At 71.4% G+C, this 18,495-nt stretch carries 17 protein-coding genes; 11 read left to right on the forward strand and 6 right to left on the reverse strand.

Features of this window, described 5'->3' with window-relative positions:
- Positions 1 to 61: 61 nt before the first annotated feature.
- Positions 62 to 538, forward strand: coding sequence for a MarR family winged helix-turn-helix transcriptional regulator (locus OG206_RS10240; RefSeq protein WP_327114520.1), 477 nt, complete (start codon positions 62 to 64; stop codon positions 536 to 538).
- An 8-nt stretch (positions 539 to 546) separates the two neighbouring features.
- On the opposite strand, the gene OG206_RS10245 is transcribed toward OG206_RS10240, so the two are convergent.
- A complete protein-coding gene (locus OG206_RS10245; RefSeq protein ID WP_327114522.1) occupies positions 547 to 1,998 on the reverse strand; it encodes a sensor histidine kinase in 1,452 nt (483 codons plus the stop codon).
- Complete coding sequence (locus OG206_RS10250; protein WP_327114524.1) at positions 1,995 to 2,654, reverse strand: response regulator transcription factor; 660 nt, start codon at positions 2,652 to 2,654, stop codon at positions 1,995 to 1,997. Before OG206_RS10250 ends, OG206_RS10245 begins: the two co-directional genes overlap by 4 nt.
- A 124-nt stretch (positions 2,655 to 2,778) precedes the next feature.
- Between OG206_RS10250 and OG206_RS10255 the strand changes: the two genes are divergently transcribed.
- Positions 2,779 to 3,393, forward strand: coding sequence for a PepSY domain-containing protein (locus OG206_RS10255; protein WP_327114527.1), 615 nt, complete (start codon positions 2,779 to 2,781; stop codon positions 3,391 to 3,393).
- 61 nt (positions 3,394 to 3,454) lie between these two features.
- Here OG206_RS10255 and meaB read toward each other — a convergent pair whose 3' ends face one another.
- Entirely contained in the window at positions 3,455 to 4,417 is a 963-nt protein-coding gene (meaB, locus tag OG206_RS10260; protein WP_327114529.1) for a methylmalonyl Co-A mutase-associated GTPase MeaB, read from the reverse strand.
- A gap of 31 nt (positions 4,418 to 4,448) precedes the next feature.
- Complete coding sequence (locus tag OG206_RS10265) at positions 4,449 to 5,651, reverse strand: acetyl-CoA C-acetyltransferase (protein ID WP_327114531.1); 1,203 nt, start codon at positions 5,649 to 5,651, stop codon at positions 4,449 to 4,451.
- A gap of 134 nt (positions 5,652 to 5,785) precedes the next feature.
- On the opposite strand from OG206_RS10265, the gene mce reads away from it, so the two are divergent.
- The 7 genes from mce to OG206_RS10300 all read left to right on the forward strand — a co-directional run bounded on the left by mce (position 5,786) and on the right by OG206_RS10300 (position 15,425).
- Positions 5,786 to 6,214, forward strand: coding sequence for a methylmalonyl-CoA epimerase (mce, locus tag OG206_RS10270; protein ID WP_099174436.1), 429 nt, complete (start codon positions 5,786 to 5,788; stop codon positions 6,212 to 6,214).
- A 242-nt stretch (positions 6,215 to 6,456) separates the two neighbouring features.
- Positions 6,457 to 10,251 (forward strand): polarized growth protein Scy, encoded by a 3,795-nt coding sequence (gene scy / locus OG206_RS10275; protein ID WP_327114536.1) that lies wholly within the window; start codon positions 6,457 to 6,459, stop codon positions 10,249 to 10,251.
- A 173-nt stretch (positions 10,252 to 10,424) separates the two neighbouring features.
- Positions 10,425 to 11,363: a cellulose-binding protein gene (locus tag OG206_RS10280; protein WP_327114538.1), complete on the forward strand. Its 939-nt coding sequence runs from the start codon at positions 10,425 to 10,427 to the stop codon at positions 11,361 to 11,363.
- Between the two features lie 87 nt (positions 11,364 to 11,450).
- Positions 11,451 to 12,449, forward strand: a complete 999-nt coding sequence (locus OG206_RS10285) for an ATP-binding cassette domain-containing protein (RefSeq protein WP_327114540.1) — start codon at positions 11,451 to 11,453, stop codon at positions 12,447 to 12,449.
- A gap of 5 nt (positions 12,450 to 12,454) precedes the next feature.
- Complete coding sequence (locus tag OG206_RS10290) at positions 12,455 to 13,234, forward strand: ABC transporter permease (protein WP_327114542.1); 780 nt, start codon at positions 12,455 to 12,457, stop codon at positions 13,232 to 13,234.
- A 176-nt stretch (positions 13,235 to 13,410) separates the two neighbouring features.
- The gene (locus OG206_RS10295; protein WP_327114544.1) at positions 13,411 to 14,559 is read left to right on the forward strand and encodes an ABC transporter ATP-binding protein; all 1,149 of its coding nucleotides are present in this window, start codon (positions 13,411 to 13,413) and stop codon (positions 14,557 to 14,559) included.
- A complete protein-coding gene (locus OG206_RS10300) occupies positions 14,556 to 15,425 on the forward strand; it encodes an ABC transporter permease (RefSeq protein ID WP_327114546.1) in 870 nt (289 codons plus the stop codon). Before OG206_RS10295 ends, OG206_RS10300 begins: the two co-directional genes overlap by 4 nt.
- Before the next feature lies 1 nt (position 15,426).
- Here OG206_RS10300 and OG206_RS10305 read toward each other — a convergent pair whose 3' ends face one another.
- Positions 15,427 to 15,756: an ATP/GTP-binding protein gene (locus tag OG206_RS10305; RefSeq protein ID WP_327114548.1), complete on the reverse strand. Its 330-nt coding sequence runs from the start codon at positions 15,754 to 15,756 to the stop codon at positions 15,427 to 15,429.
- Positions 15,757 to 15,969: 213 nt separating this feature from the next.
- Here OG206_RS10305 and OG206_RS10310 point away from each other — a divergent pair, with 213 nt between their 5' ends.
- Complete coding sequence (locus OG206_RS10310) at positions 15,970 to 17,001, forward strand: LLM class flavin-dependent oxidoreductase (RefSeq protein WP_327114550.1); 1,032 nt, start codon at positions 15,970 to 15,972, stop codon at positions 16,999 to 17,001.
- Positions 17,002 to 17,097: 96 nt separating this feature from the next.
- Here OG206_RS10310 and OG206_RS10315 read toward each other — a convergent pair whose 3' ends face one another.
- Positions 17,098 to 17,490, reverse strand: a complete 393-nt coding sequence (locus OG206_RS10315) for an SCO5389 family protein (RefSeq protein ID WP_103515362.1) — start codon at positions 17,488 to 17,490, stop codon at positions 17,098 to 17,100.
- A 256-nt stretch (positions 17,491 to 17,746) separates the two neighbouring features.
- Between OG206_RS10315 and nucS the strand changes: the two genes are divergently transcribed.
- A complete protein-coding gene (gene nucS, locus OG206_RS10320) occupies positions 17,747 to 18,418 on the forward strand; it encodes an endonuclease NucS (RefSeq protein WP_104789156.1) in 672 nt (223 codons plus the stop codon).
- Positions 18,419 to 18,495 lie beyond the last annotated feature (77 nt).

Consider the following 18,495-nt stretch of genomic DNA (forward strand, 5'->3'; position numbering starts at 1 on the left):
GTGCGAGGCGTCACACTCCCAGACTTCGTCCAGCTTTCAACATCTTAGGTAGAATCCATACATGGAGACCGAGACGGCCACCCGCTGGCTGAACGACGCGGAGCAGTGCGCCTGGCGCACCCACCTGGACGTCAGCAGGCTGCTGACGCATCAGCTCGAGAAGGACCTCCAGCCGTTCGGCCTGACCATGAACGACTACGAGATCCTGGTCAACCTCTCGGAGTCGGACGAGCGGCGTATGCGGATGAGTGACCTCGCGGCGGCCACCCTGCAGTCCAAGAGCAGGCTCTCGCACCAGATCACCCGCATGGAGACCGCCGGCCTCGTGCGGCGCGAGCACTGCGAGTCGGACCGGCGCGGACTCTTCGCGGTCCTCACGGACCTCGGCGGCGAGACGATGCGCAAGGTCGCGCCCCACCACGTCGATTCGGTGCGCACCCACTTCATGGACCTGCTGTCACCCGAGGCGCTCGCCGAACTGCACGCGGCACTGACCCCCATCGCGGACCATCTGCGCGGCCGCCGCGGCAAGCCGTAGGGCCCCTGTCAGCCGGACAGGCCGGGACCCGCTCCCGCCCTGCGGGGCAGCCGCAGGGTGAAGCGCGCTCCACCGTCCTGTGCCGAGCCGGCCGTCAGCGTGCCCCCGTGCCGCACGGCCACGTCACGTGCGATGGCCAGGCCGAGCCCGGCTCCGCCGTCGTCCCGGCTGCGGGCGTCGTCCAGGCGCACGAAACGCTCGAAGATCCGGTCCCGTTCGCCCGGCGGCACCCCGGCGCCGTCGTCGGTGACCTCCACGACCACGCCGCCGCGGTCCGCCCGCACCACCACGGCGACCGAACGCACCGCGTGGCGCTCGGCGTTGTCCAGCAGATTGCCGACGGCCCTGGCCAACTGGCCGCGCGATCCGGTGACTTCGAGACCGCCCGCCTCCCGCACCGATACCACGGGGCCGATTCGGTCCCCCGCACGCCGGGCCACCTCATCGCGGACGAGGGCGCCCAGATCGACCACCGCGCTCCCCGGCCGCTCCCCCGCGTCCAGCCGGGCGAGCAGCAGCAGGTCGGCGGCCAGTGTCTGCAGGCGCACCGTGTCCGCGACCGCGCCCGGCACGTCCAGCAGTTCCGGGTGGGCGGCTCCCACCTCCAACTGGGTGCGCAGCGAGGCGATCGGGCTGCGCAGTTCGTGCGAGGCGTCCGCGACGAAGCGCCGCTGCCGGTCGACCGAGGCCTCCAGCACGGTCAGGGTCTCGTTCGTCGTACGGGCCAGCCTCGCCACCTCGTCCCGGGAGCCCGGCTCGGGCACCCGGCGCCCGAGGTCCTCGGACGCGGTGATCGCGGCCAGTTCCCGCCGGATGCCCTCGACCGGGCGCAGCGCGCGCCTCGTGACGAGCCAGGTCACCCCGGCGACGACCAGCAGCACGACGGGCAGCCCGGTCAGCATCGAGTCGCGCACCGAGTCCACGGCTTCCTGTTCGGCCGCGAGCGGGGCACCCGCGTGGACGGTCAGGGTCACGTCCTCGTCCGTCGTCAGCTCGACGGAGGCGAAACGGTAGTCGGCCGTCTCGCCGTCGACGGTGGCGGTGCCGTTCGCGAAGTCCGGCTGGTCGGAGGACACCTCTCCGCGGTCCGGGGTGCCCGCGTCGTCATCGTCGTCATCGTCGTCCCCCGGGCTCGGAACCGGCGTGGACGGCGCCGGTCCGACCTCTGCCGTGCCCGTGCCCGAGATCGCCTCCAGGTCCTTGGAGACGGCCACGACGCGCCCCTCCGCGTCGGTCACCTGGACGGGATGGGTCTCCTCGTCGCCCGGTTCCAGCTCCGTGTACGCCGCCCCCAGGGCGAGCTGCCCGGCCACCTCGCGCGCCGCCACCTCCGCCTCGAGGCCGGCCCGGTCCGTCAGGTTGGCGCGCAGCACCAGCAGGACGGCCAGCCCGGCGCCGATCAGGGCGACGGCGACGACGAGGGTGGCGCCCAGCGCCGCCCTCGCCCGTACGGACCTCACCGCGCCTCCAGCCGGTAACCCGCGCCCCGGACCGTGCGGATCGACGCGGCGCCCAGTTTCCGGCGCAGGGTGCTGATGTAGACCTCGACGATGTTCGGGTCGCCGTCGTAGGCGAAGTCCCAGACGTGCTCCAGGATGTCCGCCTTGCTGACCACCTCGCCGGCCCGCAGCACGAGCTGCTCCAGGACGGCGAACTCCTTCGCGGTGAGGCCGACTTCCTCCCCGTCCATGTGAACCCGCCGGGCGGCTGTGTCCATCCGCAGCGCGCCGGCGCTCAGCACGGGGGAGGCGGAACCGCCGCGACGGCGCAGCAGCGCCCGGACCCGGGCGACGAGCACGACGTACGAGAACGGCTTGGTCAGGTAGTCGTCGGCGCCCGTGTCCAGGCCCTCCGCCTCGTCGTACTCCCCGTCCTTCGCGGTCAGCATCAGGATCGGCATCTCGTGCCCGGCGGCCCGCAGGGCGGCACAGATCCGGTAGCCGTTCATCCCGGGCAGCATGATGTCGAGCACGACGAGGTCGTGGACGCCCTCACCGGCCCGGTGCAGTCCCTCCAGGCCGTCGTGCACGACATCGACGGCGAACCCCTCGGCCGTCAGCCCGCGCGCCAGTGACGTCGCCAGGCGCTTCTCGTCCTCCACGATCAACAGACGCATGAGGACAGCTTCCCAAACCGGACCTGAAGACACCTTCAGGTGACTTCAGGCTGGGTTCAGCATCGCGGCGCCAGTGTGGTCCCCGTCGTACCGCACAACACATCCCATCGGGGAGGAACCCGCCATGAAGCGCAACATCACCGTCGCCGCTCTCACCGCCGCCGTGCTCGTGGGCGGCGGGCTCGTCACGACCGCCGCATTCGCCGACTCCGACGGCGGCACGAAGGACGGACGGACGGCCGGGAACACCGGCGGCGGCACCGCCGGCCGGATGATCACCCTCGACGAGGCGGTGGGCACCGCCCTGAAGGCCGTCCCCGGCACGGTCACCGAGGCCGAACTGGACGACGATGACGACGACGGGGCCCGCACCGTCTGGGAGCTGGACGTGTACGGCTCCGACAAGGCATGGCACGACGTGACGGTGGACGCGCGCAGCGGCAAGGTGCTGTCGGAGCGCGCCGACGACGACAACGACGACCGTGACCGTCACGCACCCCGCCCGTCGGCCGTCGACCTCGACGCGGCCGTGACGGCGGCGCTCGGCGACCGGCCGGGCACGGTGACGTCCGTGGACCTGGACGACGACGGGGACGACGGCGGGAAGGCCGCGCCGCACTGGGACGTCGACGTCACGGGCAAGGACGGCAAGCAGCACGAACTGCGCGTCGACGCGAAGAGCGGCAAGGCCACGGCGGACCGTGCCGATGACGACGACAGCGACGACAGCGACGACTGAGGGCCGTCGGCCGTCCGGGAGAAGGGCTCCCCCGGGCGGCCCGCACACCGCCCGGGGGCGCTCAGTTCCCGCTGGTGAGTCCCGCGACCAGCTCGTCCGCCGCGGCGTACGGATCGAGGTCCCCCGCCACGATCCGCTCGGCGAGCGCGTCCAGCCGGCGGTCGCCGTGCAGATCGGCGATCCGTTCGCGGAGCGCGGTGACGGCGATCGTCTCGACCTCGCGGGCCGCGCGCGCCTTGCGCCGCTCGGCGAGAACCCCGTGCTCCTCCATCCACGCCCGGTGCTTCTCCAGCGCCTCGACGACCTCGTCGATGCCCTCGCCCCGGGCCGCGACCGTCTTCACGATCGGCGGCCGCCAGTCGCCGGGGCCCCGGGACTCCCCCAGGCCCAGCATGTGGTTGAGCTCCCGGGCGGTGGCGTCGGCGCCGTCCCGGTCGGCCTTGTTGACGACGTAGAGGTCGCCGATCTCCAGGATCCCGGCCTTCGCCGCCTGGATGCCGTCGCCCATGCCGGGTGCGAGGAGGACGACGGAGGTGTCGGCCTGGGAGGCGATCTCCACCTCGGACTGGCCGACCCCGACCGTCTCCACGAGGATCACGTCGCAGCCGGCCGCGTCCAGCACCCGGATCGCCTGCGGGGCCGACCAGGCGAGCCCGCCCAGATGGCCGCGGGTGGCCATCGAGCGGATGTAGACGCCCGGGTCGGAGGCGTGCTCCGACATCCGGACCCGGTCACCGAGGAGCGCGCCCCCGGAGAAGGGCGACGACGGGTCGACGGCGAGGACCCCGACCCGCTTGCCCGCCTTCCGGTAGGCGGAGACCAGCGCCGAGGTCGAGGTGGACTTCCCGACCCCCGGCGACCCGGTCAGGCCGACGACGTACGCCCGGCCGGCGAGCGGCGCCAGGGCGGCCATCACCTCGCGCAGGTGCTCGGAGGCACCCTCCACCAGGGAGATGAGCCGGGCCACCGCGCGCGGCCTGCCCTCCCGTGCCTGCTCGACCAGGGTGGGGACGTCCACCTTCACACTCGGCCTCCTCGCTCGTTCGTACGGTGTACTACTTGCCCGGTACGCGGATGATCAACGCGTCACCCTGACCGCCGCCGCCGCACAGTGCCGCCGCGCCGGTGCCTCCGCCCCGCCGCTTCAGCTCGAGCGCCAGGTGCAGCACCACACGGGCGCCGGACATGCCGATCGGGTGGCCGAGCGCGATCGCGCCGCCGTTCACGTTGACCTTGTCGGAGCTGACGCCGAGGTCCTTCATCGACTGGACCGCGACGGCCGCGAAGGCCTCGTTGATCTCGATGAGGTCGAGGTCCTCGACGCCGATGCCCTCCTTCTTCAGGGCGTGCCGGATGGCGTTGGACGGCTGCGACTGGAGGGAGTTGTCCGGCCCCGCCACGTTGCCGTGGGCACCGATCTCGGCGATCCAGTCCAGGCCCAGCTCCTCGGCCCTGGCCTTGCTCATGACGACGACGGCGGCGGCGCCGTCGGAGATCTGCGAGGACGTGCCCGCCGTGATCGTGCCGTCCTTGGTGAAGGCCGGGCGCAGCTTGCCGAGCGATTCGACGGTCGTCTCGGGGCGGATGCCCTCGTCCTTGGAGAAGAGGACCGGGTCGCCCTTGCGCTGCGGGATCTCGACCGGGGTGATCTCGGCCTCGAACAGGCCGTTCTTCTGGGCGGCGGCCGCGCGCTGGTGCGACAGGGCACCGATCTCGTCCTGGGCCGCGCGGGTCAGGCCGAGGCGGGAGTTGTGCTTCTCGGTGGACTCGCCCATCGGGATGTTCTCGTGGGCGTCGGTCAGGCCGTCGTGGGCCATCGAGTCGAGCAGCTCGACCGCACCGTACTTGTAGCCCTCACGGGACTTCGGCAGCAGGTGCGGGGCGTTGGTCATGGACTCCTGGCCACCGGCCACCACGACGTCGAACTCGCCGGCGCGGATCAGCTGGTCCGCCAGGGCGATCGCGTCCAGCCCGGACAGGCACACCTTGTTGACGGTGAGCGCCGGGACGTTCATCGGGATCCCGGCCTTGATCGCCGCCTGGCGCGCGGGGATCTGCCCCGCCCCCGCCTGGAGGACCTGGCCCATGATCACATACTGGACCTGGTCGCCGCCGATCCCGGCCCGGTCCAGCGCGGCCTTGATGGCGACGCCGCCGAGGTCGGCCCCGGAGAAGCTCTTCAGCGAGCCGAGAAGGCGGCCCATGGGCGTACGCGCGCCCGCGACGATCACTGAGGTGGTACCGGTCGTTCCTGACATGAGGCGCAGCCCCTTGGATTGGTTGTGAACGAGGGTTTACCTGAATGTACTGAGCGGTACCGCGCCCGTCATCCGGCAGTGGGTGTGATCGCGCGCACGTTGCGTAACCATCCCCGGGGCGCTGCACTGGTTCCATGCTGACGCGAATCGACCACATCGGAATCGCCTGTTTCGACCTCGACAGGACGGTGGAGTTCTACCGCGCGACCTACGGCTTCGAGGTGTACCACTCCGAGGTCAACGAGGAGCAGGGCGTCAGGGAGGCCATGCTCAAGATCAACGACACCTCCGACGGCGGTGCCTCGTACCTCCAGCTGCTGGAACCGACCCGCGAGGACTCGGCCGTGGGCAAGTGGCTGGCAAAGAATGGGGAGGGTGTGCACCACATCGCCTTCGGTACCGCGGACGTGGACGCGGACGCCGCGGACATCCGCGGGAAGGGCGTCAGGGTGCTGTACGACGAGCCCAGGACGGGTTCCATGGGGTCCCGCATCACCTTCCTCCACCCCAAGGACTGCCACGGGGTGCTGACCGAACTGGTCACCTCGGCAACGGAGCACTGACCCGCCGGATACCCGGCCCGGTAGAGTGGGCGGTTCCGGGCCGGGGCCGGGTCGGGGCCGTGCCGCGTCCTCACCGTTGATCTGTCACCATTCCCCGGGGGACCGCTCGCCCGCGAGCGGTACTCGTATGGAGTTTGCGACCGGGGTTGGGGTCTTCCCTGCTCAGTGGGGCATCCCCTGCTCGAACGAAGTTGAGAGCTCGGGGAAGAAGTCGAGAGCTCGGGGAAGGATGGGACCGCGCAGTGCGGGGCTACGAAAGCCAGCAGAGCCACCGAGCTGACGACGACCATCTCTCGCGGTTCGAAGCCGAGATGGACCGGCTGAAGACCGACCGGGAGAAGGCCGTCCAGCACGCCGAGGACCTCGGCTACCAGGTCGAGGTCTTGCGCGCCAAGCTGCACGAGGCTCGGCGCAATCTCGCGACCCGTCCCGCACACGACGGCGCGGACATCGGCTACCAGGCCGAACAGATGCTCCGCAACGCCCAGATCCAGGCCGACCAGCTGCGCACCGACGCCGAGCGCGAGCTGCGCGAGGCCAGGGCGCAGACGCAGCGGATCCTCCAGGAGCACGCGGAGCACCAGGCGCGTCTGCAGGCCGAGTTGCACACCGAGGCGGTGCAGCGGCGCCAGCGGCTCGACCAGGAGCTCGCGGAGCGCCGTCAGACCGTCGAGTCCCACGTCAACGAGAACGTCGCCTGGGCCGAGCAGTTGCGGGCCAGGACCGAGTCGCAGGCCCGCCGCCTCCTGGACGAGTCGCGCGCCGAGGCCGAGCAGTCCCTGGCGGCCGCCCGCGCGGAGGCCGCGCGGCTGGCCGACGAGACCCGTCGGCGGGTCAACTCCGAAGCGGAGGCGGCCCGTACGGAGGCCGAGGGAACGCTGCTGCGGGCCCGCAGGGACGCCGAGCGCCTGCTCGACGCCGCGTCCACGCAGGCGCAGGAGGCAACCAGTCACGCGGAGCAGCTGCGCTCGACGGCGGCCGCGGAGTCGGATCAGACACGGCAGCAGACGGCCGAGCTCAACCGCGCCGCCGAGCAGCGCATGCAGGAGGCGGAGACCCGGCTGCGCGAGGCCAGGCTGGAGGCCGAGAAGGTCCTCGCCGAGGCCAAGGAGGCCGCCGTCAAGCGGCTGGCCGGCGCCGAGTCGCAGAACGAGCAGCGCACCCGTACGGCCAAGTCCGAGATCGCGCGGCTGGTCGGCGAGGCCACCAAGCAGGCCGAGACGCTCAAGGAAGAGGCCGAGCAGGCACTCACCGACGCCCGGGCGCAGGCCGAGCGGGTGGTCACCGAGGCCGCAGAGAAGGCGCGCACCCTCGCCGCCGAGGACGCCGCGGCCCAGCTCGCGAAGGCGGCCCGCAGCGCCGAGGAGGTCCTGACCAAGGCGTCCGAGGACGCCAGGTCGACGACGAGGTCCGCCGGTGAGGAGGCGGACCGCATCCGCCGCGAGGCCGAGGCGGAGGCGGACCGGCTGCGCGGCGAGGCCGCCGAGCAGGCCGACCAGCTCAAGGGCGCGGCCAAGGACGACACCAAGGAGTACCGGGCCAAGACGGTCGAGCTGCAGGAGGAGGCGCGCAGGCTGCGCGGCGAGGCCGAGCAGCTGCGTTCCGAAGCCGTCGCCGAGGGCGAGCGCATCCGCGGCGAAGCCCGACGGGAGGCCGTCCAGCAGCTCGAGGAGGGCGCCCGGACCGCCGAGGAACTGCTCACCAAGGCGAAGGCCGACGCCGAGGAGCGGCGCACCTCCGCGGGCACCGAGGCCGAGCGGGTCAGGACCGAGGCGGCCGAGCGCGCGGCCACGCTGCGCAAGCAGGCGGAGGAAGCCCTCGATCGTGCCCGCGCCGAGGCCGAGAAGGTGCGTGCCGAGGCCGAGGAACAGGCCACCGCGCTGACCGCCGCGGCGGAGACGGCGGCCGAGGCCCTGCGCGAGGAGACCGAACGCGGCGTCGAGGCCCGCAGGGCCGAGGCGGCCGACGAGCTGGCCCGGCTGCACACCGAGGCCGAGTCCCGGGTCGCCGCCGCCGAGGAAGCCCTCGGCGAGGCGCGTACCGAGGCGGAGCGCATCCGTCGCGAGACGAACGAGGAGTCCGAGCGGCTGCGCTCGGAGGCCGCCGAGCGGCTGCGCACGCTCCAGGAGCAGGCGACGACGGAGGCCGAGCGGCTGCGCATCGAGGCTGCGGCGGACGCCGCGCAGTCCCGTGCCGAGGGCGAGTCCGTGGCCGTACGGCTGCGCAGCGAGGCGGCTGCGGAGGCCGAGCGCCTGAAGACCGAGGCCCAGGAGACCGCCGACCGGGTGCGCTCCGAGGCCGCGGCCGCCGCCGAGCGGGTCGGCGCGGAGGCCGCCGAGGCTCTGGCCGCCGCCCAGGAGGAGTCCAACAGGCGCCGCCGCGAGGCCGAGGAGACGCTGGGTTCCGCCCGCGCCGAGGCGGAGCAGGAGCGCGAGCGCGCCCGCGAGCAGAGCGAGGAGCTCCTCGCCTCCGCCCGCAAGCGGGTCGAGGAGGCCCAGGCGGAGGCGCAACGGCTGGTCGCGGAGGCCGAGAGCCGGGCGTCGGAGCTCGTCTCCGCCGCCGAACAGACCGCCCAGCAGGTGCGGGACTCCGTCTCCGGGCTGCAGGAGCAGGCCGAGGAGGAGATCACCGGGCTGCGCTCGGCCGCCGAGCACTCGGCCGAGCGGACGAGGAACGAGGCCCAGGAGGAGGCGGACCGGGTCAGGGCCGACGCCTACGCCGAGCGAGAGCGGGCCGCCGAGGACGCCAACCGTGTGCGCCAGGTCGCGCACGAGGAGTCGGAGGCCGCGAAGTCCCTGGCCGAGCGGACCGTCTCCGAGGCGATCACCGAGTCGGAGAAGCTGCGCTCGGACACTTCGGAGTACAGCCAGCGGGTCCGCACCGAGGCATCGGACGCCCTCGCCTCGGCGGAGCAGGACGCCTCGCGTGCCCGTGCCGACGCCCGTGCGGACGCCAACCGGATCCGTTCGGAGGCAGCGGCGCAGGCCGACCGGCTCATGGCCGAGGCCACGAGCGAGAGTGAGCGGGTCCGTACCGAGGCCACCGAGGAGTCGGCCCGTTTCGTCGGCGAGGCGACCGACGAGGCGGAGCGGCTGCGGGCGGAGGCGGCGCAGACCGTCGCATCGGCCCAGGAGCACGCCGCCCGGACGCGCGAGGAGTCGGAGCGGCTGCGCGCCGAGACGGAGGCCGCGGCCGAGCAGGTGCGCGCGGACGCCCGCCAGGAGGCGGACCGGCTGCTCGACGAGGCGCGCGAGGCCGCGGCGAAGCGCCGTGCGGATGCCGCCGAACAGGCCGACCAGCTCATGGAGAAGGCGCAGGAGGAGGCGCTGCGGTCCGCCACCGAGGCCGAGGAGCAGGCCGACAGGATGGTCGGGGCGGCTCGCGACGAGGCCGTCAGGATCACCTCGGGTGCCACGGTCGAGGGGAACACCCTGGTCGAGCGGGCTCGTACGGACGCGGACGAGCTGCTCGTCGGCGCGCGCCGTGACGCCACCGCGACCCGTGAGCGCGCGGAGGAGCTCAGGGCCCGGATCGAGAGCGAGATCGAGGAACTGCACGAGCGCGCCAGGCGCGAGACCTCGGAGCAGATGAAGACGGCCGGCGAGCGTGTCGACAAGCTCATGAAGGCCGCGACCGAGCAGCGCGAAGAGGCCGAGGCGAAGGCCAAGGAGCTGCTGAACGACGCGAATTCGGAGGCGAGCAAGGTCCGCATCGCCGCCGTGAAGCGCGCCGAGTCGCTGCTGAAGGAGGCCGAGACGAAGAAGGCCGAGCTGACCCGCGCGGCGGAGAAGCTGCACGCCGACGCCGAGGCCGAGGCTCAGCGCATGGTCGACGAGGGCCGACGGGAGCTGGATCTGCTGGTCCGCAGACGGGAGGACATCAATACGGAGATCTCCCGTGTCCAGGACGTGCTCGAGGCGTTGGAATCTTTCGAGGCTCCGGGTGGGACGGGCAAGGCCGCAGGGGGTGGCGCCGGGGGCGTCAAGGCCGGTGCCTCGGTGGGCAACCGGTCGGGCGGCAAGGCATCGGACGGCTAGCCGTGGACGACTTTGCCGTGAACGTTCATCATTCGAGTGGCAAGCACTCCGGAGGTCAGCCACTCAAAAGGGGGTTCATTCTCCATACCAAAGCGGCATCTTCACGTTGACACGCCGCCCAGGCCCCTAGGATTCCCTCTAACACCTCACCGGTCTCATTCGACAGGAACCCCATGAGCGACCCTTCCTCCCCCTTCGGCTTCGAGCTCGTGCGACGTGGATACGACCGCGGTCAGGTGGACGACCGCATTACCAAACTCGTCGCCGACCGTGACAGCGCCCTCGCCCGAATCACCTCGCTGGAAAAGCGCATCGAGGAGCTCCACCTCGAGACGCAGAACGCCCAGGCCCAGGTCAACGACGCCGAGCCGTCGTACGCCGGCCTCGGTGCCCGTGTCGAGAAGATCCTCCGCCTCGCCGAGGAGGAGGCGAAGGACCTGCGTGAGGAGGCCCGCCGAGCGGCCGAGCAGCACCGCGAGCTCGCCGAGTCGGCCGCCCAGCAGGTGCGCAACGACGCGGAGACCTTCGCCGCCGAGCGCAAGTCGAAGGCCGAGGACGAGGGCGTCCGCATCGTCGAGAAGGCCAAGGGCGAGGCGGGCACGCTGCGCACCGAGGCGCAGAGGGACGCGCAGCAGAAGCGTGAGGAGGCCGACGCGCTCTTCGAGGAGACGCGCGCCAAGGCCGCCCAGGCCGCCGCGGACTTCGAGACGAACCTCGCCAAGCGCCGCGAGCAGTCGGAGCGCGACCTCGCGTCCCGTCAGGCGAAGGCCGAAAAGCGTCTCGCCGAGATCGAGCACCGCGCCGAGCAGCTTCGTCTGGAGGCCGAGAAGCTCCGCACGGACGCCGAGCGCCGGGCCCGCCAGACGGTGGAGACCGCGCAGCGCCAGGCCGAGGACATCGTGGCCGACGCCAACGCCAAGGCCGACCGGATCCGCAGCGAGTCGGAGCGCGAGCTGGCGGCGCTCACCAACCGCCGCGACTCGATCAACGCCCAGCTGACCAACGTCCGCGAGATGCTGGCGACGCTGACGGGTGCCGCGGTCGCCGCCGCGGGCTCCCCGGCGGAGGACGAGCCCGCCACCCGCGGGGTCCCGGCCCAGCAGAGCCGCTGACGTCCCACGCACCTCAGCTGTACCTCTTGCGCGCCCGGTTCCGCCTTTGTGGTGGCGCCGGGCGCGCGGCCGTTCTAGCGTGAACGCATGATCGAGCTGGACGGCCTCACCAAACGCTTCGGCAGCAAGGTTGCCGTTGACCATCTGTCATGCCGGGTCAAGCCGGGCATGGTGACGGGATTCCTCGGCCCGAACGGCGCCGGCAAGTCCACGACGATGCGGATGATGCTCGACCTCGACAACCCGACCAGCGGCACGGTACGCATCGACGGCAGGCACTACCGCGAGCTCCAGGAGCCGCTCAAGCACATCGGCGCGCTGCTGGACGCCAAGTCGATGCACGGCGGGCGCAGCGCGTACAACAACCTCCTGTGCCTCGCCCAGAGCAACCGTATCCCGACGAGCCGGGTCGCTCATGTGCTCGACACCGTCGGTCTGAGCGCGGTGGCGAAGAAGAAGTCCAAGGGCTTCTCGCTCGGTATGGGACAGCGGCTGGGAATCGCCGCGGCACTGCTCGGTGATCCCGAGATCCTGATGTTCGACGAACCCGTCAACGGCCTGGACCCGGAGGGTATTCACTGGATCAGGAACCTGATGAAGACCCTCGCGGCGGAAGGCCGGACGATCTTCGTCTCGTCGCACCTGATGAGTGAAATGGCCCTGACCGCAGACCACTTGATCGTCATCGGCCAGGGCAGGCTGCTCGCCGACACCTCGATGGCCGATTTCATCCGCGACAACTCCCGCAGCTTCGTGCGGATGCGCTCCCCCGAGCGGGAGCGGCTGCTCGACGTGCTGCACACGGAGGGCGTCGTCGTGGTCGAGTCCGGCAACGGCACGCTGGAGATCGACGGCGAGCCCCCCGAGCGGCTCGGTGAACTCGCGGCGCGGCACGGGATCGTGCTGCACGAGCTGAGTTCCCAGCAGGCTTCCCTGGAGGAGGCCTTCATGCAGATGACCGCCGGCTCCGTGGAGTACCACGCGCACTCCGACCGGGACGGCGTGCCGCCGGTGCCCGCGCCGGCGGGTCCGAACTGGGGCGAACAGTGGAACCAGCAGGCCGGCGACGGCACGAAGGGCGCGTGACGGCGATGGCATCGGTACCCGCGGTCCTGAACTCCGAATGGACCAAGATTCGGACGGTCTCCTCGACCACCTGGACGCTGATCTGCGCGTTCGCCGTCACCGTCGCGATCGGGGCGGCCCTCAGCGCCGTGCTGAACAGCCAGTTCGACGACCTCTCCGACGCCGAGCGCGCGACCTTCGACCCGACCTTCGTGGGCTTCTCCGGCCTGATCCTGGGCCAGTTGGCGATGGTCGTCTTCGGCGTCCTGGTGGTCGGCACGGAGTACAGCTCCGGCATGATCCGCACGTCGCTCGCGGCCGTGCCCCAGCGGGGCTCGTTCCTCTTCAGCAAGATCGCGGTGGCGGGTGTCCTCGCCACGCTGGTCGGCCTCGCCACGAGTTTCGTGACCTTCTTCTTCAGCCAGGCCCTGCTCGGCGACCACAGCACCGACATCGGCGCGCCGAACGTCCTGCGTGCCGTATTCGGCGGCGGTCTCTACATGGGCCTGATCGCGGTCTTCTCCATGGGCGTGGCCACGATGCTGCGCAGTTCCATGCTGTCGCTCGGCATCCTGATGCCGTTCTTCTTCCTCGTCTCGCAGATCCTCTCGGCGGTCCCCGGGGCCAAGAGCGTGGCCCGCTACTTCCCCGACCAGGCCGGCTCCGAGATCACCCAGGTCGTCCCGGACGCCATGAACAGCGACCCCGCGCCGTACGGACCGTGGGGCGGGCTCGGGATCATGGTGTTGTGGGTGATCGCGGCGCTGGTGGGCGGCTTTCTCGTCCTGAAGAAGCGGGACGCCTGACCGGGAGCGGGCCGTCAACCGGGCGCAACGCGTCCGGCGGTCGAACGCGGTGTGCCGACGCCCCGCACAACGGCTTGGCCGGAACCATCGGGCGCTGGTTATCCTCCTAAGTCTTACGGGGGCGTGCGGCCGGCCGGCCTGGGCCCCGACGACAGATAAGTCGATGGGGCTGCAGAATGATCGAGGCAGTCGGCCTGACGAAGCGCTACGGCGCGAAGACGGCCGTGCACAACCTTTCCTTCCAGGTACGCCCGGGTGCCGTGACGGGGTTCCTCGGTCCCAACGGGTCGGGCAAGTCCACCACCATGCGCATGATGCTCGGCCTCGACCGGCCGACCTCGGGGCACGTGACGATCGGCGGGCACGCCTTCCGCAGCCTTCCCAACGCGCCGCGCCAGGTCGGGGCCCTGCTCGACGCCAAGGCGGTCCACGGAGGGCGCAGCGCCCGTAACCACCTCCTGAGCCTGGCCCAGCTGGCCGGTATCCCGGCGGCCCGGGTGGACGAGGTCCTGGGTGTCGTCGGGCTCCAGGACGTCGCCGGGAAGCGCTCCAACGGCTTCTCGCTGGGCATGGGGCAGCGGCTCGGGATCGCCGCGGCACTGCTCGGGGATCCGCAGGTGCTCCTCTTCGACGAGCCGGTGAACGGGCTCGACCCCGAGGGCATCCTGTGGGTGCGCAACCTCATGAAGCGGCTGGCGTCGGAGGGGCGCACCGTCTTCGTCTCCAGTCACCTGATGAGCGAGATGGCACTCACCGCCGATCACCTGATCGTGATCGGGCGGGGGCAGCTGCTCTCCGACATGAGCGTCTCGGCCTTCATCTCGGCCAACTCCGCGGACTTCGCCCGGGTACGGGTCGCGTCGGACGGTCCCGAGGTCCGGGAGAAGCTGACGTCGTCCCTGGCGGAGGCGGGCGGCCGGGTGATGACCGAGCCGGACGGCGCCCTGCGCGTGATGGGGCTGCCGCTCCCCCGGATCAGCGATCTGGCCCACGAGTCGGACGTACGGCTGTGGGAGCTCTCGCCGCACCAGGCGTCGCTGGAGGAGGCGTACATGCGGATGACGCAGGGCGCCGTGGACTACCGCTCGACCGCGGACGCCAAGGCGGGGCTCCAGCCACCGCAGCCCGGCCACGGATACGGGCAGCCGGGTTCCGGGGGGTACGCGCAGCCGGGGTACGCCCCCCAGCCCCCGCCCGAGGTCCCGGGGCAGGGCTGGTACGCCCCGCCCCCGCCGGGACAGAACCCGTACGCCGACGCACCCGCGGCCGCGCCCGCGGCCACCGCCGAACCGACCGAGCGCACGACCAGCGAGGACTCCCGATGACGACGCCGGCGACTCCGCCGCCCCCGCAGGCACACCAGTACCAGCACCCGCAGCAGGGCTGGGGCGGCCCGGCCGGGACGTACGCCTCACCGATCCCGGTGCGCACCCCGGGCCTGGGCGACGCGATCGCGTCCGAGTGGACGAAGATCCGCTCCGTGCGCTCCACGATGTGGACGCTCGGCGTGATGATCGTGCTGCTGGTCGGCATCGGGCTGCTCACCGCGTTCGCCGTGAGTGTGTCGGACGCGGAGATGGAAGGGACGCCGATCCTCAGTCTCGGCTTCTTCGGTGTGCTGCTGGGCTCGATCTGTGTGATCACACTGGGCGTGCTCACCATCGCGTCCGAGTACGGCACGGGAATGATCCGTACGACCCTGACCGCGTGCCCGAGCAGGGCGCGGATGCTGACGGCGAAGTCCGTCGTGTTCTTCCTGCTCGCCTTCACGATCACCACGGTGACCACCGGGATCGTGGGGATGCTGCAGACGGCCATGCTGGACGGGGTCACGGCCGACGTCGGCTCCTGGGTGCGCGCCACCCTGGGTGTCGGCCTCTACGTCGCGACGCTCGGGCTGCTCGCCCTCGCCGTCGGCGCGCTCATCCGGCACTCGGCGGGCGCGATCACGGTGATGATCGGGGTGGTGCTGCTCCCGCTCGTGCTGGCCATGTTCATGTTCGCGGATTCCCTGGCGGGCGTGCAGCAGGCTCTCTTCGAGTACTCCGTCCCCAGCCAGCTCGGCGCGATGTACGACGCGTCGGTGACCACGTCGGGGCCGAGCGGCTGGCAGCCGCTGTGGATCATCATCGGAGTGACCGCGGTGGTCATGGCCGGCGCCTTCGCCTCGCTGGACCGGCGGGACGTCTGACTCAGTAGCGCGGGGCGTTCCTGGACCGCTGCACCCTCGTGGTGCGGCGGTCCTTCGCGTTCCAGCAGGCCTTGTGCCAGTGCCTCCGGTCGTCGATGCCGCCGAATTCGGGCCAGGCCACCATGTGCGGGACCCCGGACGGGATCTCCTGGTCGCAGCCGGGGCAGCGGTAGCGCTTGCCCGCCGCGCTCGCGCCGCTCACGGGGCGCACCGACCATTCCTCGCCCTGCCAGCTCTCGGTCGCACCGCCGCTGCCGTACCGCTCCCCGGGCTCGCGTGCGTTTCCTTCGGGACTCTCGCCGCCTCGGGGGCGGTTGCGGCGCGGGGACACGGAACACCTCACGTGACGGTACGGGCAGATTGTTCCCGTCCAGCCTAGAGCCATCGGCCACGGACCGGGTGCGGGTGAGGCGCCTGTGTGCCGGCGGGGCGGGTGGGTAACCGGAAAATCGCAACAACTTCGGCGCGGACCGTGCCTTTGGCACGTGTCAGACGTTGTTGCCAGTGGGGGACAGCCGCGTCGGCCGTAAGGAGGCAAGAGGCGATGCGCGTAGGAACGTTCGTACTGGCAGCACAGTTTCCGGGGCAGGGGCAGGGCGAGGCCCTGCACCGTGCAGTCCGGTCCGCGGAGGTCGCGGAGGAGTCCGGACTCGATTCCGTCTGGCTGGCAGAACATCATTTCGTGCCGTACGGGGTGTGCCCGTCCGCCACGACACTGGCCGCGCTGCTGCTCGGCCGCACCCGCAGGATCCGGGTGGGCACGGCCGTGAGCGTGCTCCCCAACCAGCACCCGGTGATGCTCGGTGAACAGGCGGCGCTGCTGCACCTGACCAGCGGCGGCCGCTTCACCCTCGGGGTGGGGCGCGGCGGCCCGTGGGTCGACCTGGAGGTGTTCGGAGGCGGCCTCGACGCGTACGAGCGCGGCTTCCCCGAGGCCCTGGGGCTGCTGCTCGACTGGCTGGACAAGCCCCGGGTGGCGGGCGGCGGGGAGCGGTTCGGCTTCCGTGAGGTGGCCGTGGTCCCCCGCGCCGACGAACTCCTCGGGGACGGTCCGCCGGGCCCCGAGGTGATCGTCGCGTGCACCTCGCCGAAAAGCGTGAAACTCGCCGCTGGAAAGGGTTTGCCGATGCTTCTCGGGATGCATTGCGGCGACGAGGAAAAGGCGGACATGGTCACGCTGTGGCGTACGGCTGCCCGGGACGCGGGCCTGCCGCCGGAGGTCGTGGAGCGGGTGGAACACGTGTCCGCGGGGGTGGCACAGATCGCCGACCGTCCCGCAGACGCTGTGGAGACGCTCGTGAAGGCGATGCCGGGGTGGCTGCGCCAGGGGCTCGACGCCCATGTGACGGTCGACGGCCGGCACCGGGTGATGCGTGACCCCGTCGCGTACACGGAGTTCCTGTGCGGGCTGCACCCCGTGGGGCCGCCCGGTTTCGCCGCCGACCGCCTGGCGGCCACGGCGGAGCGCACGGGCATCACCCGCTTCGCCCTCATGGTGGAGGGCTCGGGCGACCTCGCGGCGACGGAGACCAATGTGCAGCGGCTGGGCACAGAGGTGCTGCCGTTGCTGAAGTGACGGGTTCACGCTGGTTGTCCTGGTGGTGCGGTGGTGCGGAAGCTGCCGCTCCGGAGCCAGTTGCACCTCCCGCGGCCCGAAGCGGCAGCGGAAACGTCAGCAGTCCCGCAGCTCGGGTGACTGGTTGAGCAACTGGCCCCTCACCGAGGTGAATCGGGCCAGACGCTCGTCGACCGAGGCGTCCAGCGGGAATACGGCTATGCGGTGGCAGTTCTGGAATGCCAGGCGCACCCCGAAGTGCCGCTGCAGCGCGCCGCGTATCGCATCACTCGCGAGCGCACGCAGCAGCTGACCACGTGCCTGCTCGTCCGGCGGGGGCGTCTGGTTGTCGGCGAACTCTCCGCCGTCGACCTTCAGCTGTGCCACCAGGGAGCTGATCATCTCCCATGCGTAGGGCAGGGAGGTCCGGACGCAGTCGACGAAGTCGGCTTCGTCGACCTCGCCTCGCTCGGCCTGTTCCAACAGCGCCGGTGAGACGTCGAGCGACATGTGTTCTCCTCTCGCGACCCCGACGGGTGGCCGGGGCCTTACGGGCAGGGCAGGGCGGCGACGCTGCGTACACAGGCGGCGACCTCCTGCTTCCACGGTAAGGGCGCAGTCCGGGCCGCACCAGGAGATTGGGAACACAACCGGCCAATAACGAACGGTCGCAAAGAGGGGCAAGCCCGATCGGCGCCCGTCGGGAGGTGCCGGGGCGGGGCCGGGAATCGCGTGGACCCCGCGTCTTCGAGTAGCGTTGCCGACCATGCGTCTCGTCATCGCCCGTTGCTCCGTCGACTACGCGGGCCGGCTCACCGCCCACCTGCCCTCCGCCCCCCGTCTGATCCTGGTGAAGGCGGACGGCAGTGTCTCGATCCACGCCGACGACCGGGCGTACAAACCTCTCAACTGGATGTCACCGCCCTGCACCCTGAAGGAGGGCGCCGACGACAGCGAGGGCGTCTGGACCGTGGTGAACAAGGCGGGCGAAAAACTGATCATCACTATGGAGGAAATCCTCCATGACTCATCCCACGAGCTGGGCGTCGATCCAGGGCTCATCAAGGACGGTGTGGAAGCACACCTCCAGGAGCTGCTCGCCGACCGCATCGAGACGATCGGCGAGGGTTACACCCTGATCCGCCGTGAGTACCCGACCGCTATCGGCCCGGTCGACATCCTGTGCCGGGACGCGGACGGCGCGACGGTGGCGGTGGAGCTGAAGCGGCGTGGCGACATCGACGGCGTGGAGCAGCTGACCCGCTATCTGGAGCTGCTCAACCGCGATCCTCATCTGGCTCCGGTGCGCGGTGTGTTCGCCGCCCAGGAGATCAAGCCGCAGGCGCGGGTGCTGGCGACCGACCGCGGTATCGGGTGCCTGGTCCTGGACTACGACGCGATGCGCGGCATCGAGGACGACAAGCTGCGGCTGTTCTGACCCGGGGCCCCGCCCCTCACTCCGTCGCGATGCCTCTCACGCCGTACGGGCCCGGATTCCGGGCCCGTACGGCGTAC

The sequence above is a fragment of the Streptomyces sp. NBC_01341 genome, assembly GCF_035946055.1.
Lineage (GTDB): Bacteria > Actinomycetota > Actinomycetes > Streptomycetales > Streptomycetaceae > Streptomyces.

What these genes read in the sequence shown, in the direction of transcription:
- OG206_RS10265 (WP_327114531.1), bottom strand. Translation starts at nt 5,651, where the DNA reads ATGTCAGGAACGACCGGTACCACCTCAGTGATCGTCGCGGGCGCGCGT.
- nucS (WP_104789156.1), top strand. Translation starts at nt 17,747, where the DNA reads ATGCGTCTCGTCATCGCCCGTTGCTCCGTCGACTACGCGGGCCGGCTC.
- OG206_RS10290 (WP_327114542.1), top strand. Translation starts at nt 12,455, where the DNA reads ATGGCATCGGTACCCGCGGTCCTGAACTCCGAATGGACCAAGATTCGG.
- OG206_RS10300 (WP_327114546.1), top strand. Translation starts at nt 14,556, where the DNA reads ATGACGACGCCGGCGACTCCGCCGCCCCCGCAGGCACACCAGTACCAG.
- OG206_RS10280 (WP_327114538.1), top strand. Translation starts at nt 10,425, where the DNA reads ATGAGCGACCCTTCCTCCCCCTTCGGCTTCGAGCTCGTGCGACGTGGA.
- mce (WP_099174436.1), top strand. Translation starts at nt 5,786, where the DNA reads ATGCTGACGCGAATCGACCACATCGGAATCGCCTGTTTCGACCTCGAC.
- OG206_RS10295 (WP_327114544.1), top strand. Translation starts at nt 13,411, where the DNA reads ATGATCGAGGCAGTCGGCCTGACGAAGCGCTACGGCGCGAAGACGGCC.
- OG206_RS10250 (WP_327114524.1), bottom strand. Translation starts at nt 2,654, where the DNA reads ATGCGTCTGTTGATCGTGGAGGACGAGAAGCGCCTGGCGACGTCACTG.
- OG206_RS10315 (WP_103515362.1), bottom strand. Translation starts at nt 17,490, where the DNA reads ATGTCGCTCGACGTCTCACCGGCGCTGTTGGAACAGGCCGAGCGAGGC.
- OG206_RS10240 (WP_327114520.1), top strand. Translation starts at nt 62, where the DNA reads ATGGAGACCGAGACGGCCACCCGCTGGCTGAACGACGCGGAGCAGTGC.
- OG206_RS10285 (WP_327114540.1), top strand. Translation starts at nt 11,451, where the DNA reads ATGATCGAGCTGGACGGCCTCACCAAACGCTTCGGCAGCAAGGTTGCC.
- OG206_RS10310 (WP_327114550.1), top strand. Translation starts at nt 15,970, where the DNA reads ATGCGCGTAGGAACGTTCGTACTGGCAGCACAGTTTCCGGGGCAGGGG.
- OG206_RS10255 (WP_327114527.1), top strand. Translation starts at nt 2,779, where the DNA reads ATGAAGCGCAACATCACCGTCGCCGCTCTCACCGCCGCCGTGCTCGTG.